Genomic DNA, 19,387 nt, shown 5'->3' on the forward strand with positions numbered 1-19,387 from the left:
CCGCACGATGGGCTCGCTGCGATCCGGGTTACTCGACGAGGGCTTCATCGTTACCCCGCATGATGACGATCTGCCCGGACTGCTCGAGCGCACGAATCTCGGTGACGATCTTGGCCTGGGCCTCCTCGACCTCGGACAGGCGCTTGGGACCGAGCAGCTCGATCTCCTCGGCCAGGTTCTCGGCCGCGCGGGTCGACAGGTTGCGCATGATCTTCTCGCGCACGGCCGCGCTGGTGCCCTTGAGCGCCAACGCGAGCGAGGAGCTCTCGACGTTGCGCAGCACGAGCTGAATGGCCTTGTCGTCCAGCGTGACGATGTCCTCGAAGATGAACATCTGTGCCCGAACCTGTTCGGCCAGATCGGGACTGAGGGTCTCGAGACCTTCGAGGATCATGCGCTCGGTCCCGCGGTCGGCACGGTTGATGATCGCGACCAGCGGCCCCACACCGCCGACGGACGACAACTCCTGCGGCCCGATGACGGTGGACATCCGGCGGTCGAGCTCGCGCTCGATCAGCCGGATGACGTCCGGCGAGGCGCGCTCCATACACGCGATCCGATGGGCGATGTCCGCCTGGGTGCCCTGATCGAACCCGGAGAGCACCAGGGCCGACTGCTGCGGCGACAGGTGCGCCAGGACCAGCGCGATGGTCTGCGGGTGCTCGTCGCCCAGGAACGTGATCAGTTGCCGCGCATCGGATTTGCGCATGGACTCGAACGGCATCTCGGCCAGGGTGGCCCCGAGCCGCTCCATGATCTCTTCGGCGCGCTCCCGGCCCAGGCTCTCGGCCAACAACGCCTTGGCCAGATCCAGCCCACCGCGGCCGGCCGTCTCGTTGGAGTGCAGCGTCTCGTGTGCCTCGCTCAGGACGGCGCTGGCGTCGTCCACCGAGACGTCGCGCAGCCGCACGATCTCTGCGGTCAGGTCCTCGACCATCTGGTCGGGCAACATGGCGAGCACCTTGGACGCGCGTTCCTTGCCGAGCTGAACCAGCAGGATCGCGGCCTTGCGCAAGCCCGACAGGCCGACGGTGGCAACGGTCATCGTCAGTTGCTCCGCTGCTCGAGCCAGCCCTGAACCAGCTGGGCGATGTCATCGGGCTGGCTGTCGACGAAGGAGGCGACCTCTTCACGCAGCTTCTCGCGCTCGATGATCGGGCTGAGCGCCTCCTGCTCGAGGGCACCCAGCTCACCGGCCGGACCGGCGCCCAGCTCGCGCATCCGGTCGGCGCCGATGGCCTCGAGCCGGGAGGGCACCAGCAGGCCGTCGGGCAGATCGGTCGCGGTGGCATCGACGGTCGGGGTTGCGGCCTTGCCCTTGCGCTGCTTCAGCATCAGGATCACCGCCGCGATCACGATGAGCAGGCCCATGCCGCCCTTCTTGCCCAGGTCGATGTAGCCGGCGGTCTTGGCCTCGGCCTCGGCCTTGGCCAACTCCTTGGCGGTCTTCTCGGCAGCCGCCTTGTTGAACGGCACCGCGTTGACCTGCACCACGTCACCCCGGGTGCTGTCGATCCCCACGGCACTGGCCACCAGGGCCTGCACCGTGGCGGGGTCGACGCCTTCCGCCGCACTGGAGTCGAGCACCACGGCCACGCTCAGCCGCTTCACGGCGCCGGGGGCGGCCTCGGCCTCGACGATGCTCTTGCCGATCCCGTTGTTCCGGGTCGTGCTGTCCTTGTAGTACTGGCCGGTGCCCATGGCGCTGGACAGCGGGGTGGGGGTGATCACGCCGAGCAACCCGCCAACGCCGCCGGGGCCGGGATTGAAGGCCTCCCGGGAGGTCTGCTCGCTCAGCGGCAGCGCCGGCGAGGGCAGGTAGCTCTCGGTCGTGGAGTGCTTGGCGTCGAAGTCGAGTGCCGCGCTCACCCGCACCACGGCACTCCCGGCGCCGAGCACCTGGTCGAGCATCTGCTGGGTCTTGGCGGCCACCCGGTCCTCGAACTGGGCGGTCTGCTCGTCGGTGTCGTTGGCGTTGGCCGCCGCGGCACCGCTGCTGCCGTCGTTCGGCGCGGTGAGCAGGGTGCCGTTGCCGTCGCTGACGGCGACGTTCGCGGTCAGCAGGCCCGGAACGCTGGTCGCGACCAGGTTGGTCACCGATCGCACCTGGCTCTTGCTGAGGGTCGTGCCGGGTGCCAGCGAGAGCAGCACCGACGCCGTGGTCTTGTCCTTCTCGGTGACGAACACGCTGTCCTTGGGGATGGCGAGCTTCACGATGGCGGTGTTCACCCCGGCGATGGCCTCCAGGGTCTTGGCCACCTCGCCCTCGATCGCTCGCTGGTAGGCGGCGTTCTGCTGGATCTCGGTCGCGGTCATGCCCTGCTGATCGAAGATCGCCCAGCTGCTCGAATCCGAGGTGGTGGACGGCAATCCCTTGGCACCCACCGACACCCGCAGGGCGTAGAGCTGGGACTGCGGCACCATCACGGTGTTGCCGTTTCCGCCGAGCTTGTACTGGGCGCCCTCGGCCTGCAGCTCCTCCACGATCTTCTGGGTGTCCGCGCTCGAGGTCTCACCGAACAGCGGGGTCCAGGTGGGCTGGGCCACCCACCGGGTCAACGCGAAGGCCCCCAGGATCAGGCCGAGCGCCGCCACCAGGATGATGCCGCGCTGACCGGGCGTGAACCCGCCGGCGAGCCCCTTGGCGCGCCCCATGGCCTGGTTCATGCGAGCGTTCACAGCGGCATCCTCATGATCTCGTTGAAGGCCTCGAGGGCCTTGTTGCGAACGGTCGTGGTGATCTCGGTGGCCGTCTGCATCTGGGTGGCGGCGATCACGTAGTCGTGCACGTCGGTGAGGTCACCCGTGGCTGCCTGCACCGCCTTTCCGGCGGCCGAGCGGTCCATCGACTCCAGTGAACTGATGCCGTTCGAGACCGCCTGCCCGAAGTCGGCGCCCCGGTTGCCCGCCGCCTCCGCGATCCGTCCGGCCGGTGAGGTCGGTGACGTGGCGGTGAGTTCGGCGGCCTGCCGCTGGTAGATCCGGCTGATGCGGTCGAGGTTCGCGGCGCTCACCCCACCGATACCGCTGACGGCCATCAGCGACCCATCGCGATCGCGGCGTCGTAGCACGCCTTGACCCGGGTCAGGTTCGACGCGCTGACCTGGTAGCCCCGCTGGGCCATGATCATGGTGGTCATCTGCTCGCCCAGATCGGTGTCCGGCAACCGGACCAGGCCGTCCTTGTCGGCCATCGGGTGGTCGGGGGAGTACACCAGGCGGCCCTCGGCCTTGCCCAGCTCGATGCCGCGCACGCCGACCCCGCGGCCGACGCCGCCGTCCTCGAGGGACTGCGCCAGCACGTACCGGGCGCGAAACGCCTCTTCGCTGGTGGGGCGAACCGTGTTGATGTTGGCGATGTTGTCCGAGATGGCGTCCATCCAGGTCTGGTGGACGTTCATCGAGCTTCCGCTGATCCCCAGGGCCTCGAACATGATCAGGCCCCCCGGACGGCGCTGCGGTAGAGCGAGAACCGGTCACCGGTGGCCCGTACCGCCAGCTCGTAGGCGAGTTGGGTGTTCATCGCGGCCACGACGGTGTCGGCCAGGTTCACGTTGTTCCCCGTCAGCCCGCCGGGAGCGTTGGAGTACTGCACCTGGGGCCGCGTCTCCAACGGGTTGTCACCGCCGGCCACCGCATTCTTCAGATCGCCCTCGAAGCTGACCGAGCGGGCGCGGAAGTAGGGCGTGTTGACGTTGGCGATGTTGTCGCTGAGCGCCCGCTGGCGAGCCGACAGCCCGTTGAGGGCTGCGTGCAGCGTGCTGATCGAGACGTCGTCGAGCATCTGGACCCCTTGTCCCCGGTGCGCTCACGTGAGTGATCGCCGTAGGCGTCGTGTCATGCGGTGCGCCGTTCCGTGGCGCTGCAGAGCGGTCCGTGCTCTGCCTATGACCTCGTCCGGGAGCCGTTCTCGCTGAAGGAATCCACGGCCGAGCGGGGTGACTGTCCGCCGTCCGGCCCAGCCGGCGACCGCGGGTTGCTCACGCTCTGTGGCGGGCTCACCCGGTGGTGTCGGCCGGCACCGGATCAGGTGCCGCCGAAAGGGTGCCGACCAGGTCGGCCACCCGCCCGCCGGTCTCACCCACTCGGCGCAGCTCGATGAGCAGGTCGGTGACGAAGGCGCCGGTCGAGGCCGCCAGATGGGCCGCCAGCTCGCTCTCTCGGCCACGCCACAGCCGCAGCAGGAACTCCGTGTTGTCGTAGTGCGGCCCGAACTGCGTCAGGCAGTCGGCCAGCACCTCGCGGGCCTCTTCGATCAGTCCCTCGGCACCGGCGTAGATCACCCGGGCCAGCATCACCGATTCCAGGGGGAGCCGATTGCCCACCGGTTCGATGATCTCGTCGATGCCGCGCAGCAACTCGAGTGCCTCGGGGCGCCGTCCGATCCGTGCCAGCCCCTGCGCGGCGAGCCAGTCGCAGAACTGCGCTGTGGCGAAGCCACAGCAGCGCAGCTCGTCCACCAGCAGCAGAGCGGCCTCGTCGTGACCGCCGGTGTCCAGGAGTGTCTGGGCCAGCAAGGCGATCGCCTGCGCTTGCAACACGCCGCCGGCCGCCAGCTCGCGGACGGTCTCGAAGGCCTCCACCGCCTCTTGGCGGCGTCCCACCATGAGCAGCGAGCGCCCCAGATCCAGGACGGCGCGGCTGACCGCGTTGAGGTCAGGGCTGTCAGGGTTGTCAGGGCTGTCGGGGTTGTCAGGGCGGGCGGTCGGATTCTCGTTCAGGCCGGCGACCAACTCGTCCACCTGGGCCTGGGCCAGCTCGAGGTTGCGGACACCCTTGCTGCGCCGGACCTGCTCGTCGTTGTACCCGGTGTGCCGGATGTGCAGCACCCCGGGGGCCAACCTCAGGATCCGTCCGATGCCGGGTTCCTGGCCGGGCAGCTGCATCATCTCGTGCACCCTGCCGTGCCAGCGGACGCCGTCTCGGCGGGCGATGCGCAGCGACAGCAGACTGTGACGCTCCTCGTCGGTGGCCGACACGTTGAGCACCCGCAGTTGGATGAAGTCGATGGCCCGCACCGGTGGTGCGCCGGGGAACGCCCCGGTGTCCCCGCTCAGATAGGCCCGCAGCGCGGCGGCGTTGCCGACCACCCGGTCGTCGCCGTCCACGATCAGGACCCATTCGGCGCGAGTCAGGTCCAGGGCGGCATTGCGGGCGCGCGAGAAGTCGTTGTCCCAATGGCCCAGGTGCACCCGGCACCCCGCGGCGCGGGCGATGGCGACGGTGTCGTCGGTCGACCCGGTGTCGTAGACCACCACCTCGTCGACCACCCCGACGAGACTCGCCAGGATGTGCGGCAGGTTCTCCGCCTCGTTCTTGACGATCATGGTGGCGGCCAGCAGCGGACGACGGGGCCGGCGCGGTGCTCGGGACTTGGTACGGCTCACCGGGTTCTCATCGGCTCGCCGCGGCCCGGGCTTCACCCGATCAGCTCATCTGCTGCTCCGGCGGGCTCAGCTCATGACGTCGAGCTTCTCGCCGGCGTGCACCATGTCGTACCCCGTGCTGCGCACCTGCTGGCGAGGCAGCGTGGCCAGCCGCTCGGTGACGGCGTCGCGGTGCTCGCCGAGCATCATGCTCACCTGCTCCAGGAGTGCGGCAACGACGGTCCGCCGGGGTTCCACGGCGGCGGGCGGGGGCCCGGCGGGCAGGTCCAGGGCCGGCATCTGCGGGGCACGCCCCGCGAGCAGGCTGGCCTTGACGTCGAGCGCAGCAGCCTCGACGGCGTCCAGATAATCGATCCACGTCGGCGTCATGTGGCGCCTCCCTGTACAGCGCCTCCCTGCGCTCGGTATTCCTCGGTGCTCGCACTGGGCGGAGCACCCCCGCTGGCAACGTGCCAGGCGTCTCGCAGCGGGACCACCATGTCTCGACAGGTGGCCACTCGCTGGGGGTCATGGTGTAGCCGGGCCTGGATCAGCTCCTGGACCAGCCACAGGTACAGCGCCGCCAGGGATTCACCCTGCGGCCAGATCTCGGTGTCGAGCGTGGAGTGCAGCTCGAGGATGATGTCGCTGGCGTGGCTCAGCCGCTCGCCGGTCATCGCGATGTCGCCCCGCAACATGGCGTCGTGGGCAATGCCCAGGTCGACCACGAGCCGGTCGTACAGCATGGTCAGCAGTCGTGCCGGTGAGACGGTCTGTGAGGCATCGGAGGCATACCGCGCCTGCGCGTGTGCGAGTGCGTACGACATGCCCCACCTCCTCAGCCTTCTTGGTTACGTCGGACGTGCGTGGTCCGGCCTGAGTACGCCGATGGGGTTGTCCTGCCCGTACGGCCGGCCCCCGTGTCGGTATCAGCCGGATGAGGACGACGAGGCGCTGCCGTAGCTGCTCAGGAAGCTCGATTGGGTCTTCAGCGCCGCCAGCGTGGTCTCCATGGCGGTGAACTGCGCCTGCAGCGAGGCCCGGTAGGACGACAACCGGGTGTCCCAGTCGTCGATCTGATTCTGCAGCGTCTTGACGGAGCTCTCGCGACTGGACTTGGCCGTGCTGAGAATTCCTGTGCCCGTGGCGGTTTGCTGCTGCACCAGCTGGACGAAGCGCTGCGCCAGCCCGGGCGCGTAGGTCACCGAACCGACGTTGCCACCGGAGCCGGTGACGTCGGCCGCGCTGAAGGACGTGTCGACGGAGAGGCCGACCGCGCCACCGGTTCCCCCGGTACGGGTGAGCACGGTGCCGATGGCTTGCGCCGCTTGCCCGTCGATGGTGCCGGCGACGTCGGCCCCGGCCACGTCCCGGGTCTGCGGGGTGCCGTCCACGCTGGCGGTGAAGGCCGACGCGGCACCCACCGAGCCGGCGGTGAACTCCAACGTGCTGCCGTTGACTCCGGTCTGCACGCTGAGGCCCGCGGTCTGGGCCGCGGCATTGAGTCCGGCGGCGATGGCCGCCGGGGTGTCGCCCAGGCCCACCGTGTAGCTCGCGGTGACCGACCCTCGGGTCAGGGCGATGGTCTGCCCGGACAGGTCGCCCGAGGCGTCGGCAGACCACTTCTCGGCGGCGGCCGCCGAGGTGATCTTGACCGCGTAGCTGCCGGCCCGGGTCGACGAGGTGGCTGACGAGAAGGTGGCGCTGCCGGTCACTCCACCGGCGGCGGAGAACGTGGACGTGGCACCGAACGTGGCCTTGACGGCGTCCGGATCGGCCACGAAGGCGGCCGTGAACGCTGCCTTGTCGAAGGTCACCCGGCCGTTGCGGTTCAACGAGACCCCGGGCGCGCCGGCGGAGCCGACCAGGCTGAGCAGTGACTGCTGCAGCGTGCGGGCGGTGCTGTCGCCCACCAGGGCGCCACCGGTGTTGGTGGTGGCGTTCCACGCGGTGGCGGTCTCGATGGTGCCGAGCACCTCGTTGGCCGTGTCGACCAGGGACTGCAGGCTCGTCGCGACGTCGCTGCCATCGATGGTCGAGGCGACCGTGACCCCGGTCTCGACCCGGCTGACCGTGAACGACAGGCCGGGGACGACGTTCGTGAAGGAGTTCGTCGACGAGGTGATCGTGTAGGCGGTGGCCGGATTCGAGCCGATCTTGATCTGGGCGTCGCTGCCCTGGGTCAGCACGTCGGTGCCGGTGAAGCCGGTCAGGCCGGCGACGGTGAACTCCGAGCCGGCTCCGCTCTTGCCGGCCGTGAGCTGCAGTCGGTACTGCCCGGGCGAGGTCTGCACCGCCGAGGCGCTGACCCCGGCCGTCGAGGCGTTGACCGCGGCGACGACATCGGCGAGCGAGCCGGAGCCGGTCGGGACGGTGACGGTCGACCCGTCGCCCTTGGTGAAGGTCAGCGGACCCCCGGCCACCTGCGTGCTCAGCGAGCCCACGGCCTCGTGGGAGACCCGGGCATGGGCGCGAGCGACGGAGGTGACATCGAAACTGAGAGAGGCGTTCTGGGTGCCGGTGGCGCTGGCGGCGACCCCGGTCGAGCTGGACGACGCGATCGCGCCCTTCCAGGAGCTGGTGTCGGTGAGGGCCTTGGCCTTGGTCGACAGTTTGCCGAGCGAGCTGATCAGCCCGCCGAGCGTGTCGACGGCCTTCTGCTGCTGGCTCTGCTGGGTCTTGAGCAGCGCCTGCTGGTTCTGCTGTACCGACACCAGGGAATTGATGAGGGAGGCCGTATCGATCCCGGATACGGCTCCGGAGATGCTGACCTGGGACATGGCGTCCCTCCTGGGGACCCCTCGCGGTCGGCGAGGTGGGTGGACGGGTGCGGGGAGTGCGCGACGGGCCGGGTACGGCGGCGCGCGGGTGGCTGCGGATCCGCGGGGTGAGGTGGGCCGCGGCCGCGAGGGTGGCGGTCCCCGGGGGGACCGCCACCCTGCCAGGATCAGCCGAGCAGCTTGAGCACGCTCTGCGGTGCCTGGTTGGCCTGCGCCAGCATGGCGGTGCCTGCCTGGGACAGGATCTGTGACCTGGTGAAGGACACCATTTCCTGTGCCATGTCGGTGTCTCGGATCCGGCTCTCCGACGCGGTCAGGTTCTCCACCGCGACGTTGAGGTTGTTGATCTTGTGCTCGAGCCGGTTCTGCGACGCACCGAGGTTGGCGCGCGTGGTGCTGACGGTGCCGATCGCCGTGTCCACGGCGGTGATGGCCGCCGAGGCCGCGGTGGTCAGGTCGAGAGAGCCCAGGCTGAGGCCGGCGCTCGTCATGGCCGAGACGGCAACGGACAGGGTCTCGCCGGCCTGTGCGCCGACCTGGAAGGTGCCGGAGTACGAGCCGTCCAGCAGCTTGGTGCCGTTGAAGGTCGTCTTGCCGGCGATGTCGTCGAGTTCCTTGATGAGCTCGCCGAACTCGGCGTTGGCCGCGCCCTTCGATGCGCTGCTCTGCGCACCGTCGTTGGAGGCCTGAACCGCCAGGTCACGCATGCGCTGAAGGATCGAGTGGGTCTCGGTCAGCGCACCTTCAGCGGTCTGGACGACGCTGATTCCGTCCTGCGCGTTGCGGACGGCGACCTTCAGGCCACCGATCTGGGCGCGCAGGCCCTCCGAGATCGCCAGACCTGCAGCGTCGTCGGCGGCCCGGTTGATGCGGTACCCGCTGGACAGCTTCTCCAGCGACTTGCTCATCTGCCCGTCGGTGACCGACAAGTTCCGGTACGAGTTGAACGCTGCGATGTTGTTGTTGATGCGAAGACCCACGGTGTCCTCCTTGGTCAGGGTCCCTTACCGGTCCATCCGTGGACCGGCGTGTGCTGTACCTATCGGCGCCTGGGGAGCGGTGTTGAGCCGTTTCTCATGCGCCGAGTGGGTGAACCCCGGCGCCCGAGGGGCGTCGGAGCGTCTGGGGGGCGGCCTCGGCCGAGCCACTGCGGCTGCCGGGCAACGCTGATCCTGCGAGGTAGGCCGCGACGTCGGCTCGCTCGCGTACCGAGGAACGGTGCGCCACGGCATGGACATAGGCATCGCGGCGGCGGGCGCGCACGCCGTCGTGGTCGCCGTGCCGTCCACCGTGGGGCGAGCCCACGCTGCCGGCACCCGAGCCGGCGCGGGAGTCGTCGGTCAGCAGCTTCGAGAGCGCCTCGTGCAGCAGTTCCAGCCCCTCGGCCCGCAACTGCGAGGCCCGGGACTGCGTCACGCCCAGGTCCGCGGCGAGCTCGGTCAGCTGGCGGTTCTCCAGGTAGTACCCGGTGACCACGTAGCGGGTGCGTTCGGGCAGCTCGGCCAGGGCATCACGCAGGTACCCCATCCGCTCGGCCGCGATGAGCGCCTCGTCCGGCCGGGGCCCGACATCGGCCAGGCCGGCCCCGAGGCCGTCGTCGTCCTGGGTCACCGGGTCCAGGCTCAGCAGTGCCGCCCGGTCGGTGCTGTGGGCCACCTCGCGCACCTCGGATGTCGACATACCGCTCGCGGCGGCCAGCTCGGCCTCGGTCGGGACGCGTTGCAGTGCCCGGGTCAGTTCCTCGGTCACGGTGGCCAGGGCGCGTGCCCGGGAACGGACCGAGCGGGTGGCCCAGTCGCGCTGGCGCATCTGGTCGATCATGGCTCCGCGCACCCGCGTGGAGGCGAACCGGGCGAACGGAACGCCGAGGGTCGGGTCGAAGGAGTGTGCGGCCTGGACCAGGGCCAGCGCGCCGGCGCCGACGAGGTCATCGGTGTCCAGGTGACGCGGCAGCCGCGCAGCCGCCTCGCGGGCCAGATGGCCGACGAGGGCGAGATGCGACGTCACGAGCGCGTCGACGTCCACCGTGGGTTCAGGCACGGATCAGGCATCGGCCGTCGTCGCCGTGGGCTTTCGCGATCCTGGCGTTCCGGAGGCTCCTCAGGCGGGCGAATCACACGTGCGGCTCAGTTCTCGCGCAGGTGCAGTGACCCGAAAGGGCTCAGGTCGGGCCCGCGGATGCCGACAAGTGCTTCCAACACGCGACATCGATCGGCACCCCCGATCGAGCACCACCAGACCCCACGAGACCCCCGAGGGAGCGGCGCGATGAGCCTGCCTGATCTGGCCGCCGTGCTCTGGCGACAACGCGAACTGCTCGAGCGCCTGGTGTACCGGCTCGAGTGCGAGCAACTGTTGCTGGCAGCCGGACGAACCCGCTTCCTGCCTCTGGCCACTGCCGAGGTCGAGGCACTCATCGACGACCTCAGCGTCGTCGAGATGCAGCGCGCCGCGATCGCGGACGCCGTCGCCGTCGAGGTCGGGCTCGATGCGGGGGCGCGGCTGGAGGAACTGGCCGCCGCCGCCGAACCGCCGTGGACGGGTGTGCTGATCGACCACCGCAACGCGCTGCTCACCCTGACCGGGGAACTGACCGTGCTCGCCGAGACCAACCGCCACATGATGGCTGCCGGCCTGGCAGCCGTGGAGCAGGCGATGGCCGGGCTCGGCCTGCGCGACGGGCGCACCTCCGTGGGCTATGACGCCCAGGGCCGCCAGGACGTGATCGCCGGTGCGGCGGCCACCGTGGTGGACAGGAGCCTGTGATCTCGCGATGAGCACCTTCAGCACCCTCAACACCGCGGTCTCCGGACTGTTGGCCAGCCAGCGCGCGATGGACACCGCGGGACAGAACGTGGTGAACGCCAACACGCCCGGCTACTCGCGCCAGCGGGTGCTGTTGTCCGCCGTGGGGGCACCGCCGAGCGCCTCGTTCCACACCGGCAGCGCCACCCCGCTGGGCGGCGTCCGGGTTGATGCGGTGACCCGCATCCGGGACGCCTACCTCGAGGCCACCCGCGCCGCCGCCGGTAGCCGGCAGCAGGCCCTGGCCGCTCAGGACGACACTCTCACCACCACCCAACTCCTGTTCTCCGAGCCCGGCACCAACGGGATGCAATCGAGCCTGGACGCGTTCTACTCGTCGTGGCACGACCTGTCGCTCAACCCCACGAACGATGCCTCGGGCTCGGTCGTCCTGCAGCGGGCGCAGGGTTTGGTCGACCAGGTGCACACGGTCAGTGGTGGCATCGCCGCCGAGTGGGCCACGGCCCGCAGTCGGCTGGAACAGGTGGTGGCCGAGACCAATCAGGCCGCCGGGGACCTGGCCTCGCTCAACTCGCAGATCCTCGAGGGGGTCGGGGCGGGGCGTCCGGTCAACGAGCTGCTCGACCAACGCGACATCCTGGTTCGCAAGCTGGCCGACCTGGTCGGCGGGTACGCCGTCCGCGCACCGGACAGCACGATCTCGCTGGCCGTGAACGGTGTCACCATCGTGGCCGCCGGGACGGCGCAGCAGCTCACGCTCACCGGTGCCACGGATCTGCAGGCCGCCGCCGGATCGCCCCCGACGATCAGCTGGGGATCGATGGCGGTGCCGGTCGAGTCGGGAGCCGCCGCGGGGTATCTGGCCGCGCTGCGGACCGACCTGCCGTCGTTGTCGACCGCCGTGGACGACGTGGCCAACGCCTTGCGTGATGCCGTGAACTCGGTGCACGCCACCGGTTTCACCCTCGGCGGCGCGGCCGGCGGCCCGTTCTTCAGCGGCACCGGGGCCCACGATCTCGCGGTGGTGCCCACCGATCCGGCCCAGCTCGCCATCTCGTCGGCGAGCGGCACGGTCGATGGTGGCGTCGCCTTGAAGATCGGCGACCTGGCCAGCGACGTCAATGCCTCGGCGGCGCTCGGTGGCGCTGCCGGACCGTCCTCGCGGTGGCGGTCGGTGACCACCGCCCTGGGCACTCAGCTGCAGAGCCTGAAGGCCGCGGTGGCGGCGCAGGACTCGGTCGTCACGGCCGCCGACGACGCCGTGAACTCCGACTCGGGGGTCAACCTGGACGAGGAGATGACCGGGATGATGCTGTTCCAGCGGGCCTACCAGGCCTCGGCCCGGGTGATCACGACGATCGACGAGATGATGGACACCTTGATCAACCGCACCGGGACCGTGGGGAGGTAGTAGCCGATGACCAGCCGAATCACCCAGGCGACCACCACCACGGTGGCGCTGCGCGGACTTCAGGCCAACCTGGGGCGGACCCAGGCGTTGCAGGAGCAGTTGTCCAGCGGCAAGCGGATCTTTCGACCCAGCGACGACCCGGCCTCGACCTCGGCGCTGATGCAGTTGCGCTCGTCCCAGATGGCCGACGAGCAATTCCAACGCAACAACCAACAGGCCAAGGGCCGGCTGACGGTGACCGACTCCGCGGTGCAGAGTCTGAGCGACCGGGTGCGCGCCGTCCGCGAGCTCATGGTCGCCTCGAACAGCGGTGCGCTGAGCACCGACGGTCGGGCGGCCCTGGCGGTGCAGGTGGATGCCATCCGCTCCGAAGTGGTCGGCCTCTACAACACCACCTACCTCGACCGCCCGGTGTTCGGCGGCACCGTTCCCGGCCGGGAGGCCGTCGATCCCACGACCGGTGCCTATGTCGGCAACAACGCGCCGATCGAGGCGCGCATCTCCACCGACGCCGTGCTGCGCATCGACGTCAAGGGCACCGACGTGGCAGCCGACACCCTTCCTGCGGCCCTGAGTGCCGTGTCGGCGAACATCGTCACCACGGGGGCCACCCCCACCGACTTCACGGCGATCGACTCCGCCCTGTCGGCCCTGCAACGGGCCATCGGGGACGTCGGCGCCCGCACTGAGCGGCTGGACACGACCAGCGCCCTCGTCGAGTCCCACCGACTCGACCTGGTCTCGCGGATCAGCGAGAACGAGGACGTCGACCTACCGGAGACGATCATGAATCTGCAGGCGCAACAGGTCGGCTATCAAGCGGCGCTCGGAGCGGCCGCCAAGGTCATGCAGCACTCACTGATCGACTTCTTGCGGTGAGCGGTCCGATGACCGCTGACGTGGTCGAGGCGACGGTGTCCGCATCGTCGAGCGGTGCGGAGCTGCCCGCGCTGACGTTCGTCCGCCCGCTGCCGGGATTCCCTGAATTGAGCAGCTTCGCCCTGGTTCGCCTCGACCACGCCGATTCCGGCGACGAGGCCGAGTCGGACGACTCCGAGGCGGCCGAGGGGGAGTCGGCCGAGGACGAGGATCTCGACCCGGTGGTGTTCGAACTGCGCAGCCTCGAGGCCCCTGACGTGCGGTTTCTGGTTGCAGCGCCCAACGCGTTCTTCCCGGACTACTCCTTCGAACTCGATCAGGACGCCCAGCGCGAGCTCGGGCTGAGTGCCGCCGAGGACGCTCTCGTGCTGGTGGTTCTCACGGTTGGTGCTGACGCAGCGTCAACGACCGCTAACCTTCTGGCACCGGTCGTCGTGAACGCCCGAAATCGATCCGCCGCTCAGGTGATCCTTTCCGGGACGGATTGGCCGGTTCGCGCCGCAGTCGTCTAGCGGGTCCTGCCAGGGGGGCCGGCGTCTGCGTCGGGATCCATGGAGGGAGCCCGCTGTGCTGGTGCTGACCAGGCGAGCCGGGGAGAGCATCGTCATCGGCGACGACGTACGAGTCGTCGTCCTGGATGTGCGCGGTGACACCGTGCGGCTGGGGATCGAGGCTCCCCGCAGCGTCCAGGTGCATCGAGCCGAGGTGTACGCGGAGGTGCAGGCGGCCAATGCGGCGGCCAGCGCGGCCGCCGCCGCGGATCTGGGCACTGTGGCCGACCGATTGCAGCGCATCGCCCGACCGCGCCCACCGGGCAGTCGCGGTACGCGCCCCGGGCCGGCCACGTCGTCGGTGCCCAAACCGGCGCCGCCCTCGACTCCCGCAGCCCCGCCCGCGCCGACGCCACGCGATCCGGACGCCGAGGACTGACCGAGTCAGCCGGCGGCGACGCTCTCGGCGTCCGGCCGGCCCCGACGCACCGCGGCGAGCAGCATCTGCGCGACGTCGACCACCTCGACATCCGTGGCCGCCCCGCCGTCCCCGGCCTGGGCGGCAGTGAGCCCGTCGGACAGCATCACGCGGCAGAACGGGCAGGCCACGGCCACCTTGTCGGCTCCGGTGGCCAGCGCCTCGGTGGTGCGGTTGGTGTTGATCCGGCTGCCGAGCTTCTCCTCCATCCACATCCGCGCCCCACCCGCGCCGCAGCAGAACGAGCGCGTACCGTGCCGCGGCATCTCGGTCAGGCTCACGCCGGGCAGTGCGGCGATCAGCTCGCGCGGCGGGGTGTAGACCCCGTTGTGCCGACCGATGTAGCACGGGTCGTGGTAGGTCACGGTCGACCCGGCGCCGTTGCCCGCAGGGATCTCGCCGGCCGCGTTGGCGACCACCGTGGTGCCCTTGGAGATCGGGGCCACCGGGGTCAGCCGCCCCTCGCGCACCAGCCGGTTCAGCAGCTGGGTGTGGTGCACCACCTCGTAGTTGCCGTCGAGCTGGGGGTACTCGTTCTTCAGCGTGTTGAAGCAGTGGGCACACGTGACGACGATGGACTTCGCCTTGGCGTCGTTGAGTACCTCGACGTTGGTCATCGCCAGCGTGGTGAACAGGAACTCGTTGCCGGCCCGGCGGGCCGAGTCGCCGGTGCACGACTCACCCTCGCCCAGGACGGCGTAGCTCACCCCGGCGGTGTGCAGCAGTTCGGCGACGGCGCGGGTCGTCTTCTTGGCGCGGTCCTCGTAGGCACCGGCGCAGCCCACCCAGAACAGGTAGTCGACCTCGGTGAGGTCCTCGACGTCGACGCCGACCTGCTTGACCTCGAAGGGCAGGTTCTTGGCCCAGTCCAGCCGCAGCCGGGCGTTCATGCCCCACGGGTTGGCGTTCTTCTCCAGGTTCTTGAACAGCCCGCCCAGCTCGGCGGGGAAGGCCGACTCGATGAGCACCTGGTAGCGGCGCATGTCGACGATGTGGTCGACGTGCTCGATGTCGACCGGGCACTGCTCGACGCAGGCGCCGCAGGTGGTGCACGACCACAGCACGTCCGGGTCGATCACGCCGCCGGCCACGGGGTTGTCGACGTCCACCGGGGCCACCAGGGTCCGCTCCGCCTCGGCCTTGACGGCGTCGTCCAGCTGGTCGCGCTCGCCCTCGGCGGTGAGCAACCACGGGGCCTTGGCGTGGGCGTGGTCGCGCAGGTTCAACATGACCAGCTTCGGCGACAGCGGCTTGTCGGTGTTCCAGGCCGGGCACTGCGACTGGCATCGGCCGCACTCGGTGCAGGTGGTGAAGTCGAGCAGGCCCTTCCAGGTGAAGTTCTCGACCTGGCCGACACCGAGAGCGGGCTCCTCGTCCTCGAGCTCGTCGAGCTTCTCGAAGTCGAGCACCTCGCCCTTGATCCGGATCGGCTGCAGGGCGCCCAGGGACGGCGCCAACGCGGAGGAGTCGCGGCCCTCGGTGGCGCCCGGGTTGCGCTTGAACCAGATGTTCACGAACGCCAGGAAGCGGTGCCAGGCCACACCCATCGTGGGCTGCAACGAGATGGTGATGAACCAGGCCATCGACACCACGATCTTGAGCGCGGCAACCGCCAGGATGCCGTGCTCGAGCGCCGTGGCCGAGGCTCCCGAGAACAGATCGCCGATCCAGGCGGTCAGCGGGAAGTGTGCCAGGGACGCCGGGTGGCCGGCCTCGGGCTCGACCGTGCCCAGGGCGTATTCGAGGCCGCGCAGGGTCAGCACGCACAGCGCCACGGCGGCGATGGTTGCCTCGACGTAATAGGCCTGCCAGAACGAGGATCCGAAGAACCGCGACCGGCGTCCCGCCTCACCGGCACTGCGTCGCGGGTGGTTCTTCTGCCGGATGAGGATCAGGGTGCCGATCGCCACCAGCGTGAGCCAGCCGATGATCTCGGTGATCCACTCGTAGACCACCCAATGCCCCACCAGTGGCAGGGCGAATCGCGGATTGCCGAGCTGTCCGTACGCGGTGATCAGCGTGAAGAACAGGGCGCCGAAGCCGACGAAGACCAGCCAGTGCATGATGCCGACCAAGGGCCAGCGGCCCAGCCGGGCGTGCCCCAGCGACTCGGCGACGAGCGAGTAGATGCGCTCGCCGGTGCGCCCCGATCGGGTCGGGTCGGGCTGGCCCAATCGGATCACTCGCGCCAGGTTTCCGACGGTGCGGGCGAAGAGGGCGATCCCGACCACCGACAGTACGGCGATGACGGTGATGACGGTGATCTGCAGCCCGGACAGTTGCATGGCTACGACTCTCCTGTGGGTCGAGCGGTGGCGCAGGATGGGCGACGGTGGTGCCTGTCACACGGTAGAGGGCGTTGGCCGGACGGCGAGCCGATTCGACCGGTGATCCCATCTTCCGCGGCGACGCCCACGGAACCGTGCAGTGACGCTACGCGGCCGGACGCAACGCCGTCCAGGCTCGTCGATGCGGTCAACCCCATAGCGGAACGCCACGCTGCGCCGGGCGGTCCACCTAGTCTGGAGAGGTGACTGACGACGACCTTGCCGGGATGTTCCGGCCATCGGGAGCGCCGAGCCTGGGGGCGATCATCCGGCGCCAGCGTGAGCTGGCCTCGCTGTCGATGCGTGCCCTGGCCGACACGGTCGGCATCTCCAATCCCTATCTGTCGCAGATCGAGCGTGACCTGCGGGCGCCCTCGGAAGCAGTGCTCAGCGCCATCGCCGAGACCCTGCAGACCACGGCCGACGACCTCTACACCCAAGCCGGATTCGTGGCGGCGGACGACGAGGAGAAGGCCCCAGGCAGCCTGCTGGCCGCCATCGAGGACGCCACCGAACTCAGCTCCGCCCAACGCAAGGCCCTGATCGAGATCTACCGGGCCTTCCTGGCCGCGAACACCGTACGCCGGCGCCGCGAGCCGTCCTGACCCCGAGGTTCGGACGACGCGCCGCGCCGGCGCACGGTGTGTTGCGGGGTCTGTCAGGGGTGTTCGGTCTCGATGAGCGACTGAGCGGCCATGTCGGCGAAGACCGGCTTCCAGTAGTTCCGCAGCGCCTCGTGCCCCATGAAGATGCCCAGGTGGCCACCGCTGGTGGTCAACTTGGTGACCTCGTCGGCCGGGGTGGAGACGAAGTCGGCCAGGGCGAAGACCTGCGCCGGCGGCGTGATGTGGTCCTTGGCGCCGGCCAACAGGTACAGCGGGCAGTGGATCTCGGCCAGGTCCACGTGCTTGCCGCCGACCTCCAGGGTGCCGTGCAGCAGTTCGTTGCGCATGAACAGGTGCTCGACGATCCACAGGTAGAAGTTGCCCGGGATGGGCTGGGTCCACTGGAACCAGTCCTCGAAGCGGCGGAACCGCTCGACGTGGCGCTTGTCGTGGATGTTCGCCAGCAGGGCCATCTGGCGCTGCATCTCGGCCTCGGGCTGCATCAGCTTGAAACCGGTGAGCAGGAAATCGCCGGGCAGCATGCCGCCGTTGGCCTGGACCGCGGCCTTGTAGAAGTCCATCTGGCCGATCGGTGAGACCACCTGGACCCAGTCGTGGATCAGCGGTTCACCGGCGTGGAAGTCGATCGGTGAGCCGGCGATCGACAGCGTGTGCACGGTGTCCGGGTGCATGGCGGCGTAGATCGTCGCCAACCAGCCACCCTGACAGTCGCCCACCAGGTTGACGTGCCCGCCCAGGGTGTCGATCGCCGCCTTGATCGTCTCGATGTAGTCCTCGATCGTGGCGTCCTTGGTCTGCTCGTCGGCGCCGATCCAGTCCATCGAGTAGACCCGGACGCAGCCCGCCTCGAGCGCCGTCTGCACCTGGGACTGGCCCGGGGCGTAGTCGACGATGCAGGAGTCGTGACCCGCCTGGGGCGGCAGGATCAGCGTCGGGATGACGTCGTGCGGCTCGTCCGGGCCACTGAAGTCACGCAACCTGGCCACCGGCCACTCGGCGGTGATCGAGTGCGGGCTGGCCCAGGTGGGCTTCTCGCGCTTGTTGACCTCCTTGGTCCACTCCATGACGTCGCGAGCGGCGTCCAGCGGGGTGGCTCCGCGCTCGAGCAACCCGGTCCAGTAGTCGACGCCACTGCGGATCATGGACCCGGCGATCTCGTAGACCGAGTCGACGCCGCCGTCCACGATGCCGGGTGGGCACTGGACGATGTTGCGCCGGGCCCGCACCGCCGGGGTGGCTGTCGGCGTGGCGTTGCCTGCTTGCCGACGAGACAGCGTCCGCAGGTGCGTGTGCGTCGTCTTCAGATTCGGCAACGCCGTGTGCTGGATCTCACTCATAGTGCACTCCACCCCATGTCCATCGAAACCGCCATACCGGTCAGGGAATTGCTGTGCGGGCCGGTCATGAACAAGGCCATCTCGGCCAGGTCGTCCAGCTCCACCATCTGCTTGACCGCTTGCCGCGAGAGCATGACCTCGGCGACCACGCGGTCCTCGCTCATACCGTGCGACTTCGCCTGGTCGGCGATCTGGGCCTGCACCAGGGGGGTTCGCACGTAGCCGGGGCAGATCGCGTTGGCCCGGATGCCGCAGTCGGCACCCTCCAGCGCGATGGTCTTGACCAGGCCGAGCACGCCGTGCTTGCCCGAGACGTAGCCGGACTTGAACGGCGAGGCCGACAGGGCGTGCGCAGAGGCGATCACACAGACCCTCCCCGCCCCGGACTCGACCAGGTGTGACCAGCCGTACTTGGTCAGCAGGAAGGGGCTGGTGAGCAGGACGGCCAGCAAGGCGTCCCAGCGGTCCTCGTCGAAGTCGGCGATGGGGGACACGTGCTGGAAGCCGGCATTGGGGACGATGATGTCGAGTCGCCCGAAGCGTTCGACAGCCGCCTCGACGGCGGCCTTGTTGCCCTCTCGGGTGGTCAGGTCGGCCGCGAAGGGGACACCCGGGGTGTCAGGGCCGGGCCTCAGATCGACCGACAGGACGTCGATGCCGTCCTTGAGGAACCGTTCGGCGATCGCCGCCCCGATCCCGCTGGCGGCGCCGGTCACGATGGCCGCTCGTCGTCCACCACTGCTCTGCCCAGATGTCGCCATCGTGGGAACCTCCCGCTGTTCTCGTCGTCGAGTCGCGTTGCTTCGTGCACCTGCTGAGTGAGTTCGAGCATGCGCCCTTCGGCGATGCCTGTGCAGCTCAGACGTGTGTCGTTGCTGACATTGGGCACCCGATCAGGGTGGCCGCGCCAGGGACTTCCGGGGGCGC

General features: G+C 69.5%; 20 protein-coding genes. 6 read left to right on the forward strand and 14 right to left on the reverse strand.

Features of this window, described 5'->3' with window-relative positions; genetic code table 11:
• Window positions 1-28: 28 nt before the first annotated feature.
• The 11 genes from fliG to IPK24_02610 form a co-directional block, all read right to left on the reverse strand.
• Window positions 29-1,045 (reverse strand): flagellar motor switch protein FliG, encoded by a 1,017-nt coding sequence (fliG, locus tag IPK24_02560; protein ID MBK8074453.1) that lies wholly within the window; start codon window positions 1,043-1,045, stop codon window positions 29-31.
• A gap of 2 nt (window positions 1,046-1,047) precedes the next feature.
• Window positions 1,048-2,679, reverse strand: a complete 1,632-nt coding sequence (fliF, locus tag IPK24_02565) for a flagellar M-ring protein FliF (protein ID MBK8074454.1) — start codon at window positions 2,677-2,679, stop codon at window positions 1,048-1,050.
• Window positions 2,676-3,038: a flagellar hook-basal body complex protein FliE gene (locus IPK24_02570; GenBank protein ID MBK8074455.1), complete on the reverse strand. Its 363-nt coding sequence runs from the start codon at window positions 3,036-3,038 to the stop codon at window positions 2,676-2,678. Before IPK24_02570 ends, fliF begins: the two co-directional genes overlap by 4 nt.
• Window positions 3,038-3,436: a flagellar basal-body rod protein FlgC gene (locus IPK24_02575; GenBank protein MBK8074456.1), complete on the reverse strand. Its 399-nt coding sequence runs from the start codon at window positions 3,434-3,436 to the stop codon at window positions 3,038-3,040. The genes IPK24_02570 and IPK24_02575 overlap by 1 nt, the downstream gene beginning before the upstream one ends.
• Window positions 3,436-3,783 carry a flagellar biosynthesis protein FlgB gene (locus tag IPK24_02580; GenBank protein ID MBK8074457.1) on the reverse strand — a complete coding sequence of 116 codons (348 nt, stop codon included), beginning with the start codon at window positions 3,781-3,783 and terminating at the stop codon, window positions 3,436-3,438. Before IPK24_02580 ends, IPK24_02575 begins: the two co-directional genes overlap by 1 nt.
• Before the next feature lie 214 nt (window positions 3,784-3,997).
• On the reverse strand, window positions 3,998-5,386 hold the full coding sequence (locus IPK24_02585) for a glycosyltransferase (GenBank protein MBK8074458.1): 1,389 nt from the start codon (window positions 5,384-5,386) through the stop codon (window positions 3,998-4,000).
• Between the two features lie 66 nt (window positions 5,387-5,452).
• Entirely contained in the window at window positions 5,453-5,755 is a 303-nt protein-coding gene (locus IPK24_02590) for a hypothetical protein (GenBank protein MBK8074459.1), read from the reverse strand.
• Window positions 5,752-6,192 (reverse strand): flagellar export chaperone FliS, encoded by a 441-nt coding sequence (gene fliS, locus IPK24_02595; GenBank protein MBK8074460.1) that lies wholly within the window; start codon window positions 6,190-6,192, stop codon window positions 5,752-5,754. Before fliS ends, IPK24_02590 begins: the two co-directional genes overlap by 4 nt.
• 102 nt (window positions 6,193-6,294) lie before the next feature.
• Window positions 6,295-8,145: a flagellar filament capping protein FliD gene (gene fliD, locus IPK24_02600; protein ID MBK8074461.1), complete on the reverse strand. Its 1,851-nt coding sequence runs from the start codon at window positions 8,143-8,145 to the stop codon at window positions 6,295-6,297.
• 167 nt (window positions 8,146-8,312) lie between these two features.
• A complete protein-coding gene (locus IPK24_02605) occupies window positions 8,313-9,125 on the reverse strand; it encodes a flagellin (protein MBK8074462.1) in 813 nt (270 codons plus the stop codon).
• A 94-nt stretch (window positions 9,126-9,219) separates the two neighbouring features.
• Entirely contained in the window at window positions 9,220-10,185 is a 966-nt protein-coding gene (locus tag IPK24_02610; protein MBK8074463.1) for a sigma-70 family RNA polymerase sigma factor, read from the reverse strand.
• A gap of 228 nt (window positions 10,186-10,413) precedes the next feature.
• On the opposite strand from IPK24_02610, the gene flgN reads away from it, so the two are divergent.
• Genes flgN through csrA form a run of 5 tightly spaced genes read left to right on the forward strand, consistent with a single transcriptional unit; the run spans window position 10,414 to window position 14,131 of the window.
• Window positions 10,414-10,911, forward strand: a complete 498-nt coding sequence (flgN, locus tag IPK24_02615; GenBank protein ID MBK8074464.1) for a flagellar export chaperone FlgN — start codon at window positions 10,414-10,416, stop codon at window positions 10,909-10,911.
• A gap of 7 nt (window positions 10,912-10,918) precedes the next feature.
• Window positions 10,919-12,322, forward strand: a complete 1,404-nt coding sequence (gene flgK / locus IPK24_02620) for a flagellar hook-associated protein FlgK (protein MBK8074465.1) — start codon at window positions 10,919-10,921, stop codon at window positions 12,320-12,322.
• Window positions 12,323-12,328: 6 nt separating this feature from the next.
• Window positions 12,329-13,201, forward strand: coding sequence for a flagellar hook-associated protein FlgL (gene flgL, locus IPK24_02625; protein ID MBK8074466.1), 873 nt, complete (start codon window positions 12,329-12,331; stop codon window positions 13,199-13,201).
• An 8-nt stretch (window positions 13,202-13,209) separates the two neighbouring features.
• Window positions 13,210-13,713 (forward strand): flagellar assembly protein FliW, encoded by a 504-nt coding sequence (locus IPK24_02630; GenBank protein MBK8074467.1) that lies wholly within the window; start codon window positions 13,210-13,212, stop codon window positions 13,711-13,713.
• 55 nt (window positions 13,714-13,768) lie between these two features.
• A complete protein-coding gene (csrA, locus tag IPK24_02635) occupies window positions 13,769-14,131 on the forward strand; it encodes a carbon storage regulator CsrA (protein MBK8074468.1) in 363 nt (120 codons plus the stop codon).
• A 5-nt stretch (window positions 14,132-14,136) separates the two neighbouring features.
• On the opposite strand, the gene IPK24_02640 is transcribed toward csrA, so the two are convergent.
• Window positions 14,137-16,455, reverse strand: coding sequence for a (Fe-S)-binding protein (locus tag IPK24_02640; GenBank protein MBK8074469.1), 2,319 nt, complete (start codon window positions 16,453-16,455; stop codon window positions 14,137-14,139).
• Between the two features lie 269 nt (window positions 16,456-16,724).
• Here IPK24_02640 and IPK24_02645 point away from each other — a divergent pair, with 269 nt between their 5' ends.
• Complete coding sequence (locus IPK24_02645) at window positions 16,725-17,102, forward strand: helix-turn-helix transcriptional regulator (GenBank protein ID MBK8074470.1); 378 nt, start codon at window positions 16,725-16,727, stop codon at window positions 17,100-17,102.
• A 53-nt stretch (window positions 17,103-17,155) separates the two neighbouring features.
• On the opposite strand, the gene IPK24_02650 is transcribed toward IPK24_02645, so the two are convergent.
• Entirely contained in the window at window positions 17,156-18,265 is a 1,110-nt protein-coding gene (locus IPK24_02650) for an alpha/beta fold hydrolase (protein ID MBK8074471.1), read from the reverse strand.
• Between the two features lie 191 nt (window positions 18,266-18,456).
• Entirely contained in the window at window positions 18,457-19,221 is a 765-nt protein-coding gene (locus IPK24_02655; protein MBK8074472.1) for an SDR family NAD(P)-dependent oxidoreductase, read from the reverse strand.
• Between the last annotated feature and the right edge of the window lie 166 nt (window positions 19,222-19,387).

The sequence above is a fragment of the Kineosporiaceae bacterium genome (assembly GCA_016713225.1).
GTDB lineage: Bacteria > Actinomycetota > Actinomycetes > Actinomycetales > Kineosporiaceae > JADJPO01.